Here is a 19,640-nt window from a genome sequence, read left to right on the forward strand (position 1 = left end):
CATTTCATCCTTTTCCCTCACTTTCTTTGCGGCAGCTCACATTACTGCACAGAGCTGCTTTGTAATTGCGTTTTTCAGCCTCCCGGTTCGTTGACAGATATTTTTCAGGGGAGTAGATTGCCCTTCGTGGGACCGCTACCATGGAAAATAATGTGAACGCAAAAATTAAAAATCTTATCAATCATATTTACGGTGAATCATTTTCTGAAGCACATTTTAAAATGTTATTAACAAAGCTTGAACAAGCTGCTGTTGATATTACAGAAAAGCGTAAATCAGGCTGGGATGAAAAAGACGTTGTTCTGATTACCTACGCCGATCAGTTCTCCGCGAAAGGGGAGAAAGCGTTGCCGGTATTTACCCGCTTTTATAATGAGTGGCTTGCTCGCACGTTTTCCCATGTCCACCTTTTACCTTTTTATCCGTGGTCCTCTGATGACGGGTTTTCCGTTATTGATTACCACAACGTTGCGCCTGAAACCGGAACCTGGCAAGACGTTGCTGATTTAAAACAGTCCGCCAGCTTAATGTTTGATTTCGTGTGCAACCATATGTCAGCAAAAAGTGAATGGTTTGCTAATTATCTTGCGCAGAAACCTGGCTACGAAGATTTCTTTATTGCTGTCGATCCTGAAACCGATTTATCTGCAGTAACGCGTCCTCGCGCATTACCGTTGCTGACGCCATTTACGCTGCATGATGGCAGCGTGCGTCATCTTTGGACCACCTTCAGTGATGACCAGATCGATCTCAACTTCGCCTCGCCTCAGGTGCTGATTGCGATGGTTGACGTGCTGCTCCATTACCTGGCGGAAGGGGCGCGTTATATCCGTCTGGATGCTGTCGGGTTTATGTGGAAAATCCCTGGAACAAGCTGCATCCACCTGGAACAGACCCACTGTCTTATCCAGCTTTTCCGTGCCATTACCGAGGCCGTGGCGCCAGGAACGGTGATCATTACTGAGACTAACGTTCCTCATAAGGACAATATCTCTTACTTCGGCGACGGTGAAAATGAAGCCCAGATGGTCTATCAGTTCTCCTTGCCACCGCTGGTGCTGCATGCAGTGCACCGTCAGGATGTTAAAGCCCTCTGTCAGTGGGCGGGATTGCTGGCTCTGCCTTCAACAAAAACAACCTGGTTCAACTTCCTGGCGTCTCATGACGGTATCGGTCTGAACCCGCTGCGTGGCATTTTGCCGGAATCAGAAATCCTCGCACTGGTTGAGAAACTTCAGCAGGAAGGGGCACTGGTCAACTGGAAAAATAATCCTGACGGAACGCGCAGTCCTTACGAAATCAATGTGACCTATCTTGACGCGTTAAGTGCGCAAAACAGTTCCGATGATGAACGCATTGCGCGCTTTATTCTGGCGCATGCGGTGCTGTTAAGTTTCCCAGGCGTACCTGCCGTGTATATTCAAAGCATTCTTGGCTCCCGTAACGATTATGAAGGGGTCGAGCGCCTCGGCTATAACCGCGCGATAAACCGCAAGAAATATACCGCGGGTCAGGTTGATTTTGAACTTAATAATAAAAATAGCATTCGTCATAAGATTTATTCCCGTTTAAGCGAATATATTGCGATCCGACGTGGGGAAAGTGCGTTTCACCCTGATGCACAGGCAATTTTTGAATCACTGAATGAACAAATTCTTAAAATTGTTCGCGTGGCTGAAAATGGTGAGAGAATTACAGCGCTGTTTAATTTTAGTAATAACGTTCATACCGTTTATGGGGACTCGCTTACTGGTATGGAATTACTATCAGGACAAGCTGTTAGCGGTAAAGAACTGACCCTCAATCCATGGCAGGTTATGTGGATTAAAGAAAACTAAAAAGGACCCTAAAATGAAAATGCCCAAAATTGTGCTGTTATCAGCGCTGGTTTCGTGCGCCCTGTTATCAGGCTGTAAGGATGATAAAGCGTCTGCTGTGACCATTGAGTTCATGCACTCGTCAGTAGAGCAGGAGCGTCAGGCGGTTATTACGAAACTGATCGAAAAATTCGAGAAAGAAAACCCTGGCATTACGGTGAAGCAGGTACCGGTGGAAGAAGACGCCTACAACACCAAGGTGATTACGCTCGCCAGAACGGGCGCGCTGCCTGAAGTGATTGAAGTCAGCCATGATTACGCGAAAGTTATGGATAAGGAACAGCTGCTGGATCGCAAGGCTGTCGGCGACGTCATTAAAGCGGTAGGCGAAACGACCTTCTATGACGGGATCCTGCGCGTTGTACGTACCGAAGACGGTACAGCCTGGACGGGCGTGCCGATGAGCGCCTGGCTGTCCGGCGTCTGGTATCACAAAGATGTGCTTGCTGCCGCGGGTATCCAGGAGCCGCATAACTGGGAACAGCTGCTGAACGCCAGCCAGAAACTTAACGACCCGGCCAGGAAACATTACGGCATTGCACTGCCCACCGCGGAAAGCGTCATGACCGAGCAGGCGTTCTCTCAGTTTGCGCTGTCCGGCGGCGCGAACGTTTTTGATGCCAACGGAAACGTTGAAATTGATACCCCTGAAATGGCGAAAGCATTGGCGTTCTATAAAGCGCTGGCCGCGACCACCATGCCGGGCTCGAATGACGTTATGGAGATCAAAGATGCCTTCATGAACGGTTCTGCACCGATGGCCGTCTATTCCACCTACATCCTGCCGGCAGTATTCCAGGATGGTAACCCTGCCAACCTTGGCTTCGTCGTGCCTACAGAAAAGTCCTCTGCCGTTTACGGCATGGTCACGTCGCTGACGATCACCACCGGCCAAACCGAAGAAGAAACGCAAGCGGCTGAAAAGTTTGTGACGTGGATGGAGCAGGCTCAAAACGCAACCGACTGGGTCATGATGTCGCCGGGCGCGGCGCTGCCGGTGAACACGCTGGTGGTAGGCACGGACACCTGGAAAAACAACGACGTGATTAAAGCGTTTGGGCAACTGCCTTATGAGCTGATCGCCCAGTTCCCGAACGTGCAGGTATTTGGCGCTGTCGGCGACAAAAACTTCACGCGCATGGGCGATGTGACAGGCTCCGGCATTATCAGCTCCATGGTGCATAACGTCACTGTGGGTAAACAAGATCTCAGCGCAACGCTTAGCAAGAGCCAAAAGCGACTGACTGACCTGATTTCACAACGATAGGAGCGCTCTGCGGAAGGAAATTATGAAGACGTTGTTTTCTGGTCGTTCAGATATGCCTTTCGCCATGCTGCTGTTGGCCCCCAGCCTGATTTTGCTGGGGGGCCTGGTGGCCTGGCCAATGATTTCCAATATTGAAATCAGTTTTTTACGTCTGCCGCTTAACCCGCGTATTGATGCGGTGTTCGTCGGCCTGGATAACTACATCCGCATTTTGGGGGATGCTGCGTTCTGGCATTCACTGTGGATGACGTTCTGGTATACGGCGCTGGTCGTGCTCGGCAGCACCGGGCTGGGGCTTGCCGTCGCCATCTTCTTTAACCGTGAGTTTCGTCTGCGTAAGACGGCGCGTTCGCTGGTGATTTTATCCTACGTGACGCCGTCTATTTCCCTGGTGTTTGCCTGGAAATACATGTTCAACAACGGCTACGGAATCGTGAACTATTTGGGCGTCGATCTGCTGCATCTGTATGACCAGGCACCGCTCTGGTTCGACAACCCTGGCAGCAGCTTTGTGCTGGTGGTGCTGTTCGCCATCTGGCGTTACTTCCCGTATGCCTTTATCTCATTCCTGGCAATTTTGCAGACCATTGATAAATCGTTGTACGAAGCGGCAGAGATGGATGGGGCAAACGCCTGGCAGCGTTTCCGTATCGTCACGTTGCCTGCCATCATGCCTGTGCTGGCAACGGTGGTCACGCTGCGAACTATCTGGATGTTCTACATGTTTGCGGATGTTTATCTGCTGACCACGAAGGTCGATATTCTGGGCGTGTATCTCTATAAAACCGCCTTTGCATTCAACGATCTGGGTAAAGCAGCCGCCATTTCCGTTGTGCTGTTTGTGATCATCTTCGCCGTCATTCTGCTGACCAGAAAAAGGGTAAACCTCAATGGCAACAAATAAACGCATACTGGGCCGTATTGGTTTCTATCTGGGGCTGGCGGTATTTCTGATTATCACGCTGTTCCCGTTCTTCGTGATGCTGATGACGTCATTCAAGAGCGCGAAAGAGGCCATATCGCTGAATCCGACTATTCTGCCGCAGGCGTGGACGCTTCAGCATTATGTCGACATCTTTAACCCGCTGATCTTCCCGTTTGTGGATTATTTCCGTAACAGCATGGTGGTGTCGCTGACGTCGTCGATAATTGCGGTGTTTCTCGGCACGCTGGGCGCTTACGCCTTGTCCAAGCTGCGTTTTAAAGGACGCACGACGATCAATGCGAGCTTCTACACCGTCTATATGTTCTCCGGGATATTGCTGGTGGTGCCGCTGTTCAAAATCATTACCGCGCTCGGCATTTATGACACTGAACTGGCGCTGATCATCACCATGGTGACCCAGACATTGCCTACGGCGGTATTCATGCTGCGCAGCTATTTCGACACCATTCCGGACGAAATAGAAGAGGCCGCGATGATGGATGGTCTGAACCGACTGCAAATCATCTTCCGCATTACCGTGCCGCTGGCCATTTCCGGTCTCGTGTCGGTGTTTGTTTACTGCTTCATGGTGGCATGGAACGACTACCTGTTTGCCTCCATTTTCCTGTCCAGTGCCAGCAACTTTACCCTGCCGGTCGGGCTGAACACGCTCTTTAGTACGCCAGATTATATCTGGGGTCGCATGATGGCGGCATCGCTGGTGACGGCGCTTCCGGTGGTCATCATGTACGCACTCTCTGAACGTTTTATTAAAAGTGGTTTGACCGCCGGTGGCGTCAAGGGCTAAGGCGGCCAATTTTTTTATCAGGAGCAAGTTATGAAGAAGTTAGTTGCGACAGCGCCACGCGTGGCGGCGCTGGTGGAATATGAAGACCGTGCTGTGGAAGCACATGAAGTGAAAATTCGCGCCCGCTTTGGCGCCCCGAAGCACGGAACGGAAGTCGTGGATTTCCGCGCGGCAAGCCCGTTTATTGATGAAGAGTTCAACGCAGAGTGGCAGATGTTCACGCCGCGTGAAGAGGGCGCTGCGCGCGGTATCGAATTCGGTAAGTTCCAGCTGGGTAACATGATCGTTGGCGACATTATTGAATGCGGTGCAGACGTGACGGAATACCAGGTCGGCGACAGCGTCTGCTGCTACGGCCCGCTGCAGGAAACGGTCATCGTTAACGCGGTGAACAACTATAAGCTGCGTAAAATGCCGCAGGGCGCGTCCTGGAAGAATGCCGTTTGCTACGATCCGGCGCAGTTCGCCATGAGCGGCGTGCGTGATGCCAACGTCCGCGTGGGCGACTTTGTTGTCGTGGTCGGTCTGGGAGCCATCGGGCAGATTGCAATTCAGCTGGCGAAAAAAGCCGGTGCGTCAGTGGTTATCGGCGTTGATCCGATTGAACACCGCTGTGAGATCGCTCGTCGTCACGGTGCGGACCACTGCCTGAATCCAATCGGTACCGATGTGGGTCTGGAAATCAAAAAGCTGACCGGCAAGCAGGGCGCAGACGTGATCATCGAAACCAGCGGGTTTGCGGATGCACTGCAGTCTGCGCTGCGCGGACTCGCCTATGGCGGAACCATCTCCTACGTGGCGTTCGCCAAGCCGTTTGCCGCGGGTTTCAACCTCGGCCGCGAAGCGCATTTCAACAACGCGAAGATTGTCTTCTCCCGCGCCTGCAGTGAACCCAACCCGGACTATCCGCGCTGGAGCCGCAAGCGTATCGAAGAGACCTGCTGGGAATTGCTGATGAACGGTTATCTGAATTGTGAAGATCTGATCGACCCGGTCGTGACCTTCGCCACCAGCCCGGAAAGCTATATGAAGTATGTCGATCAGCACCCGGAACTCAGTATCAAAATGGGCGTCACTTTTTAAGCTAAGGACAGCAAATCATGAAGATCGCAACACAAAACCAGGCCTTTTTCCCGTCCAGCATTATGGAAAAATTCGAGTACATCAAAGCAATGGGTTTTGATGGCTACGAAATTGACGGCCGCCTGCTGGTTGAAAACCTCGACGAAGTGAAAGCCGCTATCAAAGCCACTGGCCTGCCGGTGACGACAGCATGTGGCGGATACGATGGCTGGATCGGTGATTTCATCGAAGAACGCCGTCTGAACGGGTTACAGCAGATCGAACGCATTCTGGAAGCGCTGGCGGAAGTCGGCGGAAAGGGCATTATCGTGCCTGCTGCCTGGGGGATGTTTACCTTCCGTCTGCCGCCAATGACCTCCCCACGCAGCCTCGACGGTGACCGCAAAGCGGTTAGCGCCTCGCTGCGCTGGCTGGATGAGGTGGCGGCGCGCACCGGTACTACAGTCTATCTGGAACCGCTGAACCGCTATCAGGATCATATGATCAACACCCTGGCAGACGCGCGTCGTTACATCGAAGAGAACGGCCTGAAGCACGTGCAGATCATCGGCGACTTCTATCATATGAATATTGAAGAAGACTCGCTGACGGACGCGCTGCATCAGAACCGCGATCTGCTGGGTCATGTGCACATTGCAGATAATCATCGCTATCAGCCGGGCAGCGGCAGCCTTGATTTTGCCAGCCTGTTCGACCAGCTGCGTGCCGATAACTATCAGGGATACGTGGTATATGAATGCCGTGTTCGCGCCGAGGATCCGGCTAAGGCTTATCAGGACTCTCTCACTTATTTGCGTGAATGCTAAGGATGACGAGCGTGATGAGTGCTTCTACACCTTCGCCTCTGCGCGTCGCCATTATTGGCGCCGGGCAGGTCGCGGACAAAGTGCATGCCTCGTATTACGCCACGCGCAGTGATGTTCAAATGGTGGCTGTCATGGACAGCCGCCTTGAGCAGGCACAGGCGTTCGCGGAACGTTATGCTATTCCATCGGCATGGCAGGACGCTCACGAGATGTTGCAGGCAGTAAAACCGGATGTGGTGAGCGTCTGTTCGCCCAACCGGTTCCATTTTGAACACGTGATGGCGGCCCTTGCAGCGGGTTGCCACGTTATGTGTGAAAAGCCCCCGGCGATGACGCCGGAACAGGCCGACCAGATGCGCATCGCGGCGCGCAAGGCAGGAAAAGTCCTGGCGTACGATTTTCACCATCGCTTTGCCCTGGATACCCAACTGCTGCGTGATGCGGTAATGAACGGGACGCTCGGTGAAGTTTACTTCACCTCGGCGCAGGCACTGCGCCGCTGCGGCGTACCGGGATGGGGCGTTTTTACCAACAAATCGTTACAGGGTGGCGGACCGCTGATTGATATCGGCATTCATATGCTTGACGCCGCAATGTATGTTCTGGGTTTCCCGGCGGTAAAACGGGTGACCGCGCACAGCTTCCAGAGGCTGGGAAACCGTAAAAGCGCCGGTCAGTTTGGCGAGTGGGATCCTGCGCAATTTACCGTGGAAGATGCCCTGTTTGGCACGATTGAATTCTGCAACGGCGGCATTCTGCGTCTGGACACTTCCTTTGCGCTTAACATTCGCGATCAGTCCATCATGAACGTCTCTTTCTGCGGAGAAAAGGCGGGTGCAACGCTGTTCCCGGCGCACATCTACAACGACGAAGCCGGTGTTTTAGAAACCGTTACCCAGCGCGAAGAGGCGGACGATCAGCGCCATCTGCGCAGCATGGATGCCTTTGTGCGCCATGTGCAGGGAGAGCCCGTCATGATTGCCGATGCAGAACAGGGACTGGTTATTCAGCAGCTTGTCGCCGCGCTGTATGAATCAGCAGAAACAGGGGAAAGCGTGACATTATGCTGAACGTGTCTGTATTAACCGATCCGGGCTTTTGTCCTCACAGCCTGAATAAATATGCCTCTGTCATGGCCACCGGCAATGGCTACATGGGCATTCGCGCTGTGCACGAAGAAGATTACACCCAGCAGACCAGAGGCATGTATCTCGCGGGGCTGTATCACCGTGCGGGGCGCAATGAGACCACTGAGCTGGTCAATCTGCCGGATATCACCGGGATTGATGTTGAGCTGGATGGCATCAATTTCACCCTCCTTTCAGGGGAAATCTTTGAGTGGCAGCGCGAGCTGACCTTTGCGAACGGCGAGCTGCATCGTAACGTGGTCTGGCGTTCACCCAACGGGAAGCGCTATAGGCTGGAGAGCCGTCGTTTTGTGTCGCTGGACCAGTTGCCTTTAGTGGCTATGCAGCTCTCGATCACGCCTCTTGATGACGCCACGCAGGCGGTGCTGAAAACCGGCATCGACGCAACGCAAACGAACAGCGGCAGACAGCATCTGGATGAAGTCTCGGTCAGGGTTTTTGACCAGCACTACATGCAGGGCGTGTATGAAACGCAGGATCGGGCGTCAGAGGTTGTTGTTTCGGCGTTTTGTCAGCTCTCAGCGAAGAGCGACAGCTGCTTCACCGCCAAAAATCGACGTCTCAGCGTTCACCATTCGCTGACGATTGCTCAGGGTGACACTGTCACGCTTGAGAAAATCGTCTGGCTGACGCATCGCAGTGATAAAGCGCTGTCGCAGGAGTCTTTCGCGCGCAACGCACTGGCCGATCTCAAAGTCTCTGCGGCAAGAGGTTACGACGCGTTGCTTGAAAGCTCAGCGTATGCCTGGAAAGACGTCTGGCGTGACGCTCGGGTGGAGGTGGCTTCTGCTGAACATCAGGATCAGATGGCGCTGGATTATGCTGTCTGGCATCTGACCACGATGACGCCTGCCCATGACGAGCGAAGCAGTATTGCTGCAAAAGGGCTGACGGGAGAGGGTTATAAAGGCCACGTTTTCTGGGATACCGAAATTTTCCTGCTGCCTTTCCATCTGTTTACCCGCCCGCAGATTGCCCGTAGCCTCCTGCGCTATCGTTGGCTTAATCTCTCAGGCGCCCGGGAAAAAGCCCGTCGTAACGGCTGGCCTGGCGCGCTGTTCCCATGGGAAAGCGCCGCAAGCGGAGAGGAAGAGACGCCAGAGTTCGCGGCGATTAACATCCGCACCGGGGTACGCCAGAAGGTGGCTTCCGCACTCGCTGAACATCACATCGTGGCAGATATCGCCTGGGCAGTAGTCGCTTACTGGCAGGCGACGCACGATGATGCCTTTATGCGTAACGAAGGCCTGACGCTGCTGATGGAAACGGCCTTGTTCTGGATGGGACGCGCCACTGAAATCAATGGTCGTCTGGAAATCCATGACGTGATCGGACCGGACGAATACACCGAGCACGTGAACAACAACGCCTACACCAACTATCTGGCCTGGCACAACGTGGCCTGCGCGCGCCAGTTTATGGCGATGTTTGAGCGTGAGGATGTGCGTTTCACGGAGAATGCCACGCAGTTCCTGGCGCGCTTATGGCTGCCAGAGGCCGATGCAGACGGTGTGATCCCGCAGGATGATACCTTCATGTCTAAACCTGCCATCGATCTGAGCCGCTACAAAGCCAAAGCGGGTAAACAGACGATTCTGCTCGATTATTCCCGCGCGGAAGTGAACGAGATGCAGATCCTTAAGCAGGCCGATGTGGTGATGCTTAACTACCTGTTGCCGGAGCGGTTTACGCCACAGCAATGCGCCACCAATCTGGCGTTTTATGAGCCACGCACGATCCATGACTCATCCCTGAGCAAGGCCATTCACGGGATTGTCCTCGCGCGCTGCGGTGACACTCAGGGGGCCTATGCCTTCTGGCGCGACGGCATCGCCATTGATTTGGGCGACGATCCGCACAGCAGCGATGAGGGCATTCATGCCGCGGCCACCGGTGCGATCTGGTCTGGCGCAATTCAGGGGTTTGCTGGCCTGCAAATCATTGAAGGGGAACTGCATCTCGCGCCGAAACTGCCTGCTCACTGGCAGAAACTTGCCTTCCCTCTGCGGTGGCGGAACGCAACCATGCACTTCACCTATGAAAACGAGGTGTTAACCATTGAAACCACGGCACCTGCCACGCTGACGCTGTGGGGCAAAACGCTGCACGTATCGGAGCGAAAAGTTTGCGTCTGTAAGGACTTTTCTGCATCCGCTGTTGGGACCGCTACCACGGAGGGGCACCATGACGCTTAAGGCTGTCGTATTCGATCTGGACGGTGTGATCACCGATACCGCACATCTCCACTTTCTGGCGTGGCGCGCCGTGGCGGAAGACATTGGCATCACCTTTGATGAAGTCTTTAACGAACAGCTGAAGGGGATAAGCCGCATGGATTCCCTCCAGCGCATTCTCAAGCATGGCGATAAAACGGGGATGTTTAGCGAGGAGCAGTGCCTGGCGCTTGCGACGAAAAAAAACGCGCTTTACGTCCAGTCGCTGGCATCACTAACGCAGGATTCTCTGCTGCCGGGGATCCGCGACGTGCTGGCGGAGATCCGTGCCGCGAAGGTCAAAATTGGGCTGGCATCCGTATCGCTCAATGCCCCAGGGATTTTGCACGCGCTGGGCATCGATGGGGCCTTCGATTTTTGCGCTGATGCTTCCCGCATTCGCCGCTCAAAGCCGGACCCGGAGATCTTTCTTGCAGCCTGTGCGGGGCTGAATGTGCGCCCTGAAGAGGCCATCGGCATTGAAGATGCCGCTGCGGGTATTGAAGCAATCAACGCCGCAGGAATGCTGTCGGTCGGGATTGGGCCTGGCCTTAACCATGCGGGATTACAACTTCATTCAACGCGGGAACTGACCTGGAAATGCCTGACAGATTTCTGGGCGTCCCGGGCGTATTGATAAGGAATAAATTATGGCTCAACTGTCTCTGAAACATATTCAGAAAATCTATGATAACCAGGTACACGTGGTTAAAGATTTCAACCTCGAAATTGAAGACAAAGAGTTTATTGTTTTCGTCGGTCCGTCGGGATGCGGTAAATCCACCACACTGCGAATGATTGCCGGTCTTGAGGAGATCAGCGCGGGTGAACTGATTATCGACGGCGTTTGCATGAATGACGTGCCCGCCAAGTCTCGCGATATTGCGATGGTATTCCAGAACTACGCGCTTTATCCGCATATGACGGTCTACGACAACATGGCGTTTGGCCTGAAAATGCAAAAAATAGCGCCCGCGGTGATTGAAGAGCGCGTTAACTGGGCGGCGCAGATTTTGGGGTTACGTGAATATCTGAAGCGTAAACCTGGCGCTTTATCGGGTGGTCAGCGCCAGCGCGTGGCGCTGGGCAGGGCGATCGTGCGTGAAGCGGGCGTCTTCCTGATGGATGAGCCGTTATCCAACCTCGATGCCAAGCTTCGTGTGCAGATGCGTGCCGAAATCAGCAAGCTGCACCAGAAGCTTAACACCACCATGATCTATGTAACGCACGACCAGACGGAAGCCATGACGATGGCGACCCGCATCGTGATCCTAAAAGACGGCATCATTCAGCAGGTGGGTGCGCCGAAGCAGGTATACAACGAGCCGGCAAATATGTTTGTCGCAGGGTTCATTGGCTCTCCGGCGATGAACTTCATTCGTGGCGCTATCGACGATCGCTATTTCGTAACGGAAACGCTGCGTCTGGAGATCCCTGAGGACAAGCTGGCCGAGCTGAATGCGCAAGGTTACCAGCGTAAAGCCGTCGTCTTCGGGATCCGTCCGGAAGATATTCTCACCCTGCAGAGCAGCGGAGAAGATATCACGGCGAAAGTCAGCGTCGCCGAGCTTACCGGAGCCGAATTTATGCTTTATGCCACCGTGGGCGGCCATGAACTGGTTGTCCGTGCGGGCGCGGCCAATGACTACGTAGCCGGAGATACTATCGGCATTCAATTCGATATGAATAAGTGCCATTTCTTCGACGCCGATACCGAAGCGGCTATTAGATAAGAAAGGTGTTTGCCGGAAATGCAAATTTCCGGTTTTTTTGTTTGTTAATTATAAAGGGAATATTTAATGAGTACTCTACTAAGAAGTGCTGCGCTCGTTCTGTGCGCAGGGGTTAGCTGCGCGCAAGCAACAGAATCCGCAAAGCAGTGGGCGTTTAATATCGGTGCCATGTATGAAATTGAAAACGTCGAAGGTCAGGGCGACGATAAAGATGGATTATATGAACCTTCCGTGTGGTTTAATGCAACATGGGATGCCTGGACGATCTCTCTGGCAATGTATCAGGAAGGACCGGTTGATTATAGCAGCATGACGCGTGGTACCTATTTCGATCGCCCGGAATTTGAATTACGCTATCGCTTTATCGGCACCGATGATTTTACTTTCGGTCTGACCGGTGGCTTCCGCAATTATGGTTATCACTTTAAAGATGAGCACGGTGCCAAAGACGGCAGCGCTAATATGCAGCGCTACAAAGTTCAGCCTGACTGGGATATTAAATTAACCGAAGACTGGCGCTTTGGCGGCTGGTTTGCCATGTACCAGTTTGCCAACGATCTGGAAAAAACCGGTTATTCTGACAGCCGCGTCGAGACCGAAACGGGCTTTACCTGGACTATTAATGAAACCGTCTCCGCCAAGGTGAATTACTATTTAGAGCGCGGCTTCAATATGGACAGCTCGCGCAATAACGGCGAGTTTTCTACCCAGGAAATTCGTGCCTATCTGCCGCTCTCGTTAGGCCAGACGACGTTAACGCCTTATACCCGACTGGGTCTCGATCGCTGGTCAAACTGGGACTGGCAGGACGATCCAACGCGTGAAGGACATGATTTCAACCGTCTGGGTATGCTGTACGCCTATGATTTTAACAACGGCTTATCCATGACGCTGGAATATGCCTACGAATGGGAAAACCACGATGAAGGTGAGAGCGATCGCTTCCACTATGCGGGTGTCGGCGTGAACTACGCGTTCTGATAACCTATTACCAGGGGCGATTGCCCCTGGTTTTTAGCGCAAGGACGCTGCATCCGAAAAATGCGTTTCAACCAATACCTTATGCGGCGCAGGTTTACCCGCAATACGCTTAAATAACACGTTGCAGCTCTCTTCGCCGAGCTTTCTCGTCGGGATATCAAACCCACCGGGAGCAGGAGTTAATACGAGAGACAGCATCGGATCGCTGTATCCTGCCATGGCAACCTGCTCGGGAACCATCAGATTTAACTCATCCGCTGCCCGATAAAGACCCAGCAATTTCATGCTGTCTGTGGCAAAAACGGCATTGGGCGGGTTATCGGACGAGAGTAATTTGCAGGCTGCCTGAAGCGCGCTTTCATGGGTATATCCGCCATCAATGACCCAATCCGGGTTAATGGCGATACCCTGCTTCTCAAGGCTGGATTTATAGCCAGCAAGGCGATCGATAGAAACGTGATAATCGAGCGGGGCATGCAGACAGGCAATTTTTGTTCGTCCATGTTCAATAAACGAATCGACCAAAATAGCGCTGTCGTGGAAATTGTCCGTATCAACAGAATAAATATTCTGGAACTTACCTTCTACTTTCCCAATAACCACTACGGGCACACCGTATTCGTCCAGCGTGGTGAAAAAAGATTCGTTTGCCGGTGAACTCAGCATGATGATCCCTTTGATCATCTTCTGCTTTATTTTCCCTACGCACTTCTGCAGATCGTCCTCACTGCTTTTCGAGGTTTGTAAAATAACGTCAAACCCTTCTTCTTCCGCTTTTGCCGTAATGGCATGAAGAACGTCGGAGAAAAAAGGGTTACCGGCTGTGGTTTTGGTCGAGCGGGTCGAAATAACCATAATGGCATCGAAGCCAGAAGAGGTCAGGGCGCGGGCCAGTTTGTTGGGCTGATAATTTAATTCGTCTATCGCCTTCAGCACTTTGTCTCGCGCTTCAGGGGAAATATTCGTTTGTTTATTCAGAACTCGGGAAACGGTTGATTTCGATACGCCCGCAACCCGTGCGATATCATAGATGGTGGGTGACATACACCTTACTCACTCCGGACTGACAGCAATGTGGTTCATCTTACTGGAGAGAAAACGGCAATAGCAATAAATAAGAATTGATAATCAACGATCTGCCCCCATTTATTGTATTCTGAAGCCATACATTCCAGGCTTCCGGGCAATGAAGGATGGCGATGAAGCGATTTAAGAACGAATTCAACTCACTGGTGAACCGCGGCGTTGATCGACATCTGCGTCTGGCTGTCACCGGCCTGAGCCGCAGCGGTAAGACGGCGTTCATCACCGCGATGGTAAACCAGTTGCTGAACCTGCACGCCGGCGCGCGCCTGCCGTTGCTCAGCGCCGTGCGGGAAGAGCGTCTGCTGGGCGTTAAGCGCGTCCCTCAGCGTGATTTTGGCATACCGCGTTTTACCTACGACGAAGGGCTGGCGCAGCTTTACGGCGATCCGCCCGCGTGGCCGACGCCGACGCGAGGCGTCAGTGAAATTCGCCTTGCGCTGCGCTTTCGCTCTAATGAATCGCTGCTACGTCACTTTAAGGATACCTCCACCCTGTATCTGGAAATCGTCGATTATCCTGGCGAATGGCTGCTCGACCTGCCGATGCTGGGGCAGGACTACCTCAGCTGGTCTCGTCAGATGACAGGCTTGTTGCAGGGGCAACGCGCAGAGTGGTCGACGAAGTGGCGACAGCTGTGCGAAGGCCTGGATCCGCTGGCGCCTGCGGATGAAAACCGTCTGGCGACCATTGCTGAAGCCTGGACGGCCTATCTGCACCAGTGCAAACAGGAAGGGCTGCACTTTATCCAGCCGGGCCGTTTTGTCTTGCCGGGTGATTTAGCAGGCGCGCCCGCGCTGCAGTTCTTCCCGTGGCCGGACGTGGACGGCGCAGGCGAGTCGAAGCTGGCGCAGGCAGACAAACACACGAACGCCGGAATGCTGCGCGAGCGTTACAATTACTACTGTGAAAAGGTGGTCAAAGGTTTTTATAAAAACCACTTTTTACGTTTCGACCGCCAGATTGTGCTGGTGGATTGCCTGCAGCCGCTCAACAGCGGGCCGCAGGCATTTAACGATATGCGCCTCGCGCTGACGCAGCTGATGCAGAGTTTCCACTACGGGCAGCGGACGCTGTTCCGTCGTCTGTTCTCACCGGTGATCGACAAGCTGCTGTTTGCAGCCACAAAAGCCGATCACGTTACGGTCGATCAGCACGCCAACATGGTTTCTCTGCTGCAGCAGCTGGTGCAGGACGCCTGGCAAAACGCCGCGTTTGAAGGCATCAGTATGGATTGCCTCGGGCTCGCATCGGTGCAGGCGACGCAAAGCGGCCTGATTGACCTTAACGGCGAGAAAATACCGGCATTACGCGGGAATCGGCTCAGTGACGGCGAGCCGCTCACCGTCTATCCCGGCGAAGTCCCCGCGCGGCTGCCGGGCCAGGCCTTCTGGCAGAGCCAGGGCTTCCAGTTTGAAGCCTTCCGCCCTCAGACCATGAGCGTCGATCGGCCGTTACCGCACATCCGTCTGGATGCGGCGCTGGAGTTTTTGATTGGAGATAAATTGCGATGACGGAACCGTTAAAACCGCGCATAGACTTTACCGGAACGCTTGAACCTGAGCGTCAGGACGCCTTTAAAACGGCGCAGACGTTCAGCGGCGTGCAGGCGGAGAACTTTGCCCCGGCGCTGCCGGACGATCCCGCCGTTGAGGAAGGTCCGGCGGAGGCGGTCGTGGAAGCCGCTCTGCGTCCAAAACGCAGCCTGTGGCGCAAGATGGTCACCGCCGGTCTGGCGCTGTTTGGCGTCAGCGTGGTCGGGCAGGGCATGCAGTGGGCGATGAACGCCTGGCAAACCCAGGATTGGGTCGCGCTGGGCGGTTGTGCCGCGGGCGCGCTCATCGTGGGGGCAGGTATCGGGTCGGTTGCCACCGAGTGGCGCCGCCTCTGGCGTTTGCGACAGCGCGCGCACGAGCGTGATGAAGCGCGGGATCTTCTCCACAGCCACGGCACCGGCAAAGGCCGCGCCTTCTGCGAAAAACTGGCCAGCCAGGCCGGTATCGATCAGTCACATCCGGCGCTTCAGCGCTGGTATGCCGCCATCCATGAAACCCAGAATGACCGGGAGGTGGTCACGCTCTATTCCCATATGGTTCAGCCGGTACTGGATGCGCAGGCGCGACGCGAGATTAGCCGCTCGGCGGCGGAGTCTACGCTGATGATTGCCGTCAGCCCGCTGGCGCTGGTGGATATGGCCTTTATCGCCTGGCGTAACCTGCGCCTCATCAACCGTATCGCGAACCTTTACGGCATAGAGCTGGGTTACTACAGTCGGCTCAGGCTGTTCAAACTGGTCCTGCTCAATATCGCCTTTGCGGGCGCGAGCGAGCTGGTGCGCGAAGTGGGAATGGACTGGATGTCGCAGGATCTGGCGGCGCGTCTCTCCGCCCGTGCCGCTCAGGGCATTGGCGCGGGCTTACTGACGGCGCGTTTGGGTATCAAAGCGATGGAGGTGTGCCGACCGCTGCCGTGGATTGATGGCGATAAGCCGCGGCTGGGGGATTTCAGGCGAGAGCTGATCGGTCAGCTGAAAGATACGCTCAATAAAAAGCCGGCTCCGTGAGGCGTTGTTCATTAATCGTGCTGGCTGTCAATATTTGTTGACAGCCATCTTCCGGTTCACCGTGTTCTGACATATCATTTTAAGGTTATTGGCTTAAAACGGTGAATTTCCCATGCGTCTTGAAGTCTTCTGTGAAGACCGTCTCGGTCTGACCCGCGAGTTACTCGATCTTCTTGTTTTACGTAGCATTGATTTACGTGGCATTGAGATCGATCCTGTCGGGCGAATTTACCTCAATTTTGCCGAAATTGAATTTAACACCTTCAGCAGCCTGATGGCGGAAATCCGCCGTATCGCTGGCGTTACGGATGTACGCACCATCCCCTGGATGCCCTCCGAACGTGAGCACCTCGCCCTGAGCGCGCTGCTTGAAGCGATGCCTGAGCCGTTCCTCTCTCTGGATCTGAAAAGTAAAGTCGAGCGCGTTAACCACGCGAGCTGCCAGCTTTTCGCGCAGAGCCAGGAGAAGCTCAGCAACCACCACGCCGCGCAGCTGATCCCCGGTTTTAACTTCCAGCGCTGGCTGGACAGCAATCCGCAGAATACGCATAGCGAGCACGTGGTGATAAACGGGCAGAATTTCCTGATGGAGATCACCCCGGTCTATCTGAAAGGGGAAGGAGACACCCGCGTATTGACCGGTTCGGTGATCATGCTGCGCTCGACGCTGCGCATGGGTCGCCAGCTGCAAAACCTCTCCAGCCAGGATGTCGGCGCGTTCAGCCAGATTATTGCCGTCAGCCCGAAAATGCGCCATGTGGTTGACCAGGCGCGCAAGCTTGCCAGCCTGACCGCGCCGCTGCTGATTACCGGCGATACCGGTACCGGGAAAGATTTGCTGGCGCACGCCGTGCACCTGGCAAGCCCGCGTGCGGCAAAACCGTATCTGGCACTTAACTGTGCCTCGATTCCGGAAGATGCTGTTGAAAGCGAGCTGTTTGGTCACGCGCCGGAAGGCAAGAAAGGGTTCTTCGAGCAGGCCAACGGCGGCTCCGTGCTGCTGGATGAAATCGGCGAAATGTCGCCGCGTATGCAGGCCAAACTGCTGCGCTTCCTGAACGACGGGACCTTCCGCCGCGTCGGAGAGGATCACGAAGTTCATGTGGACGTGCGCGTTATCTGCGCCACCCAGAAAAACCTGGTGGAGCTGGTGCAAAAGGGGATCTTCCGTGAGGATCTCTATTACCGCCTTAACGTCCTGACGCTGAACATTCCGCCGTTGCGTGACTGTCCGCAGGACATCATGCCGCTAACGGAGCTGTTTGTGGCCCGCTTTGCCGACGAGCAGGGGGTACCGCGTCCGAAGCTGTCTGCCGATCTCGGCACGGTGCTCATGCGCTACGGCTGGCCGGGCAACATCCGTCAGCTTAAAAACGCCGTTTATCGTGCGCTGACCCAGCTGGAAGGCTATGAACTGCGCCCCCAGGATATCCTGTTGCCGGATTACGACGCCGGGACGGTGTCGGTAGGCGAAGAGGCGATGGAAGGCTCGCTGGATGATATCACCAGCCGCTTTGAGCGCTCCGTGCTTACGCAGCTGTACCGCAGCTATCCCAGCACCCGAAAGCTGGCAAAACGTCTTGGCGTCTCGCATACCGCGATTGCAAATAAGCTACGTGAGTATGGGTTGAATCATAAGAAAGGTGACGAATAACAAAAAGCCTCTGTAAAGAGGCTTTTTTGATGATTATTCCTTTGCCAGCGGGGTGGTTACGATTTCTGTTTTTGTCTCTCCCTGAATCGACGCAATCCTGCTTTCGACATCCTTCACCTGCTGCGCGCTGTGTAGCAGGGTATAGGTCAGATCAAACTGAGCGCTGGCCCCTGGCGACAGCTGCTTAACCCGCTTCTGCTCGCGTTCAATGGTGACGGGGTAGGCGTAGCTGGTGCCCGGCTCAATCCCCGTGACATAGCCCTGTTTTGGCGTATCGGTATTTTTCCACAGGGTCAGCACCGGCAGCTGGCGGGTATCAAACTGAATCGACGCGCCTTTGTCACCGGCTTTATTCACCACCGCAGCGAGGGTTTCGTGGTTGCTGTCGGCGAGCGGTTTGATGTTAAAGACCATCTCATCAAAACCTTTTGTCGGCCCGGCGTAGGTTTGCCAGTCGTTAACGCCCGCTTTCGCGTAATCATTGAACGGGCTTACGCTTGCCGCGGGGGCAAGGAAGCGCGCGCCTTCTTCGAGGACTGGCGCCCCGAAGTTGCTGTGATAGATGATTTGGTAATCATGAGGGTAATCGGCATGGTTTGTCAGAACGTCATGCAGGCTGAACTGGTTGGTTCCCGGAACGTAACGCAGTTCGGTCATAGTTTGCAGATCCGCTTTTTTAAACGTGCTTTCTTTGATGAGACCGCGAATACGAATTTCATGCGGGGCAGCATCCGCAATTTCTACCTCCACCTGAGAGGCCGGGGTGTTGCCTGCCTTACCGTGCAGGGTGTAAATCTGGCCGTCAGCGGTGACCGGGTGTCCAGTCCATTCGTAGCCACAGCGGACCATCATTTCGTTGAAACCTTCCAGCCAGCCAAGCCCGTTTCGGCTTTCCAGATTAATATACGCCGGGTTAACGACCTCCTTAACGGGCGAGTTCCAGCCCAGTCTGGTGCCAAATCCTTCCACATGCAGAAGGTTCATCCCGCGCGTCGGGCTTAAGGTGATGGTCAGGCCATTTTTACTGCTGATGACGATAACTTTACTGCCTTCCTGCCTGCCGCCGTGCAACACTTTTTGCTCAATGCTGAACGTTCGATCGTTAATTTTCAGCTCATCGCTGGAAATCTTCCAGTTTCCTTTTTCCACGCTGCTTTCAGAGCTTGTCAGCACCCAGGTTTTAGCTGCGGCATGGCCCGAAAGCAGTACCGAAAGGAGCGTTAAAGCCAGTTTTATTTTCATATTTATCCCTTTTTGCTGAAACGATTATTTAACATCGTAAGCAAATCTAATGTTTTGGCGATGAGGGAAATGTGATGTGCCTCACTGAGAGTAAATACAGGGATATTTAACGATTGATTTGCGGGTGTGATCGCTTTATCGCTGAATTTTCAACGCTATTTTGCATAAATATTGTGATCCAAATTGATTGTTGCTTTAACGATTCAGCGGGCGATTAATAAAAAACCCCGCCATAGCGAGGTTTTGAAAAAGCGGTA

General features: G+C 54.0%; 16 protein-coding genes. 14 read left to right on the top strand and 2 right to left on the bottom strand.

Annotation, left to right across the window (positions count from 1 at the left end; translation table 11 throughout):
- Positions 1–140 precede the first annotated feature (140 nt).
- From URZ40_RS13010 to URZ40_RS13060, 11 genes are all read left to right on the top strand, one after another.
- Positions 141–1,838 (top strand): sugar phosphorylase, encoded by a 1,698-nt coding sequence (locus URZ40_RS13010; protein ID WP_320720646.1) that lies wholly within the window; start codon positions 141–143, stop codon positions 1,836–1,838.
- 13 nt (positions 1,839–1,851) lie between these two features.
- Positions 1,852–3,144 (top strand): ABC transporter substrate-binding protein, encoded by a 1,293-nt coding sequence (locus tag URZ40_RS13015; RefSeq protein ID WP_320720647.1) that lies wholly within the window; start codon positions 1,852–1,854, stop codon positions 3,142–3,144.
- A 22-nt stretch (positions 3,145–3,166) separates the two neighbouring features.
- A complete protein-coding gene (locus tag URZ40_RS13020; protein ID WP_028013373.1) occupies positions 3,167–4,048 on the top strand; it encodes a carbohydrate ABC transporter permease in 882 nt (293 codons plus the stop codon).
- On the top strand, positions 4,035–4,877 hold the full coding sequence (locus tag URZ40_RS13025; RefSeq protein ID WP_320720648.1) for a carbohydrate ABC transporter permease: 843 nt from the start codon (positions 4,035–4,037) through the stop codon (positions 4,875–4,877). Before URZ40_RS13020 ends, URZ40_RS13025 begins: the two co-directional genes overlap by 14 nt.
- A gap of 30 nt (positions 4,878–4,907) precedes the next feature.
- On the top strand, positions 4,908–5,960 hold the full coding sequence (locus URZ40_RS13030) for a zinc-binding alcohol dehydrogenase (RefSeq protein ID WP_116339535.1): 1,053 nt from the start codon (positions 4,908–4,910) through the stop codon (positions 5,958–5,960).
- A 17-nt stretch (positions 5,961–5,977) separates the two neighbouring features.
- A complete protein-coding gene (locus URZ40_RS13035) occupies positions 5,978–6,766 on the top strand; it encodes a sugar phosphate isomerase/epimerase (protein WP_166711400.1) in 789 nt (262 codons plus the stop codon).
- 11 nt (positions 6,767–6,777) lie between these two features.
- Positions 6,778–7,836, top strand: coding sequence for a Gfo/Idh/MocA family oxidoreductase (locus URZ40_RS13040; RefSeq protein WP_316379276.1), 1,059 nt, complete (start codon positions 6,778–6,780; stop codon positions 7,834–7,836).
- Positions 7,830–10,109 (top strand): glycoside hydrolase family 65 protein, encoded by a 2,280-nt coding sequence (locus tag URZ40_RS13045; RefSeq protein WP_316379275.1) that lies wholly within the window; start codon positions 7,830–7,832, stop codon positions 10,107–10,109. The genes URZ40_RS13040 and URZ40_RS13045 overlap by 7 nt, the downstream gene beginning before the upstream one ends.
- A complete protein-coding gene (gene pgmB, locus URZ40_RS13050) occupies positions 10,099–10,764 on the top strand; it encodes a beta-phosphoglucomutase (RefSeq protein ID WP_320720649.1) in 666 nt (221 codons plus the stop codon). Before URZ40_RS13045 ends, pgmB begins: the two co-directional genes overlap by 11 nt.
- 13 nt (positions 10,765–10,777) lie before the next feature.
- Positions 10,778–11,860 carry an ABC transporter ATP-binding protein gene (locus tag URZ40_RS13055; RefSeq protein ID WP_061098026.1) on the top strand — a complete coding sequence of 361 codons (1,083 nt, stop codon included), beginning with the start codon at positions 10,778–10,780 and terminating at the stop codon, positions 11,858–11,860.
- Positions 11,861–11,926: 66 nt separating this feature from the next.
- Entirely contained in the window at positions 11,927–12,841 is a 915-nt protein-coding gene (locus URZ40_RS13060) for an OmpG family monomeric porin (RefSeq protein WP_320720650.1), read from the top strand.
- Between the two features lie 33 nt (positions 12,842–12,874).
- Here URZ40_RS13060 and URZ40_RS13065 read toward each other — a convergent pair whose 3' ends face one another.
- Positions 12,875–13,885, bottom strand: a complete 1,011-nt coding sequence (locus tag URZ40_RS13065) for a LacI family DNA-binding transcriptional regulator (RefSeq protein ID WP_316379271.1) — start codon at positions 13,883–13,885, stop codon at positions 12,875–12,877.
- A gap of 155 nt (positions 13,886–14,040) precedes the next feature.
- Here URZ40_RS13065 and URZ40_RS13070 point away from each other — a divergent pair, with 155 nt between their 5' ends.
- From URZ40_RS13070 to tyrR, 3 genes are all read left to right on the top strand, one after another.
- Positions 14,041–15,438, top strand: coding sequence for a YcjX family protein (locus URZ40_RS13070; RefSeq protein WP_192984231.1), 1,398 nt, complete (start codon positions 14,041–14,043; stop codon positions 15,436–15,438).
- On the top strand, positions 15,435–16,487 hold the full coding sequence (locus URZ40_RS13075; RefSeq protein WP_320720651.1) for a YcjF family protein: 1,053 nt from the start codon (positions 15,435–15,437) through the stop codon (positions 16,485–16,487). Before URZ40_RS13070 ends, URZ40_RS13075 begins: the two co-directional genes overlap by 4 nt.
- 112 nt (positions 16,488–16,599) lie before the next feature.
- Positions 16,600–18,141, top strand: a complete 1,542-nt coding sequence (gene tyrR, locus URZ40_RS13080; RefSeq protein WP_163330870.1) for a transcriptional regulator TyrR — start codon at positions 16,600–16,602, stop codon at positions 18,139–18,141.
- Positions 18,142–18,174: 33 nt separating this feature from the next.
- Here tyrR and URZ40_RS13085 read toward each other — a convergent pair whose 3' ends face one another.
- Entirely contained in the window at positions 18,175–19,383 is a 1,209-nt protein-coding gene (locus URZ40_RS13085; protein ID WP_320720652.1) for an aldose 1-epimerase family protein, read from the bottom strand.
- Between the last annotated feature and the right edge of the window lie 257 nt (positions 19,384–19,640).

The sequence above is a fragment of the Enterobacter sp. 296B2 genome, assembly GCF_034106185.1.
GTDB classification, from domain to species: domain Bacteria; phylum Pseudomonadota; class Gammaproteobacteria; order Enterobacterales; family Enterobacteriaceae; genus Enterobacter; species Enterobacter cloacae_N.

What these genes read in the sequence shown, in the direction of transcription:
- pgmB (WP_320720649.1), top strand. Translation starts at nt 10,099, where the DNA reads ATGACGCTTAAGGCTGTCGTATTCGATCTGGACGGTGTGATCACCGAT.
- tyrR (WP_163330870.1), top strand. Translation starts at nt 16,600, where the DNA reads ATGCGTCTTGAAGTCTTCTGTGAAGACCGTCTCGGTCTGACCCGCGAG.
- URZ40_RS13020 (WP_028013373.1), top strand. Translation starts at nt 3,167, where the DNA reads ATGAAGACGTTGTTTTCTGGTCGTTCAGATATGCCTTTCGCCATGCTG.
- URZ40_RS13060 (WP_320720650.1), top strand. Translation starts at nt 11,927, where the DNA reads ATGAGTACTCTACTAAGAAGTGCTGCGCTCGTTCTGTGCGCAGGGGTT.
- URZ40_RS13070 (WP_192984231.1), top strand. Translation starts at nt 14,041, where the DNA reads ATGAAGCGATTTAAGAACGAATTCAACTCACTGGTGAACCGCGGCGTT.
- URZ40_RS13015 (WP_320720647.1), top strand. Translation starts at nt 1,852, where the DNA reads ATGAAAATGCCCAAAATTGTGCTGTTATCAGCGCTGGTTTCGTGCGCC.
- URZ40_RS13055 (WP_061098026.1), top strand. Translation starts at nt 10,778, where the DNA reads ATGGCTCAACTGTCTCTGAAACATATTCAGAAAATCTATGATAACCAG.
- URZ40_RS13010 (WP_320720646.1), top strand. Translation starts at nt 141, where the DNA reads ATGGAAAATAATGTGAACGCAAAAATTAAAAATCTTATCAATCATATT.
- URZ40_RS13030 (WP_116339535.1), top strand. Translation starts at nt 4,908, where the DNA reads ATGAAGAAGTTAGTTGCGACAGCGCCACGCGTGGCGGCGCTGGTGGAA.
- URZ40_RS13025 (WP_320720648.1), top strand. Translation starts at nt 4,035, where the DNA reads ATGGCAACAAATAAACGCATACTGGGCCGTATTGGTTTCTATCTGGGG.
- URZ40_RS13045 (WP_316379275.1), top strand. Translation starts at nt 7,830, where the DNA reads ATGCTGAACGTGTCTGTATTAACCGATCCGGGCTTTTGTCCTCACAGC.
- URZ40_RS13075 (WP_320720651.1), top strand. Translation starts at nt 15,435, where the DNA reads ATGACGGAACCGTTAAAACCGCGCATAGACTTTACCGGAACGCTTGAA.
- URZ40_RS13065 (WP_316379271.1), bottom strand. Translation starts at nt 13,885, where the DNA reads ATGTCACCCACCATCTATGATATCGCACGGGTTGCGGGCGTATCGAAA.
- URZ40_RS13035 (WP_166711400.1), top strand. Translation starts at nt 5,978, where the DNA reads ATGAAGATCGCAACACAAAACCAGGCCTTTTTCCCGTCCAGCATTATG.
- URZ40_RS13085 (WP_320720652.1), bottom strand. Translation starts at nt 19,383, where the DNA reads ATGAAAATAAAACTGGCTTTAACGCTCCTTTCGGTACTGCTTTCGGGC.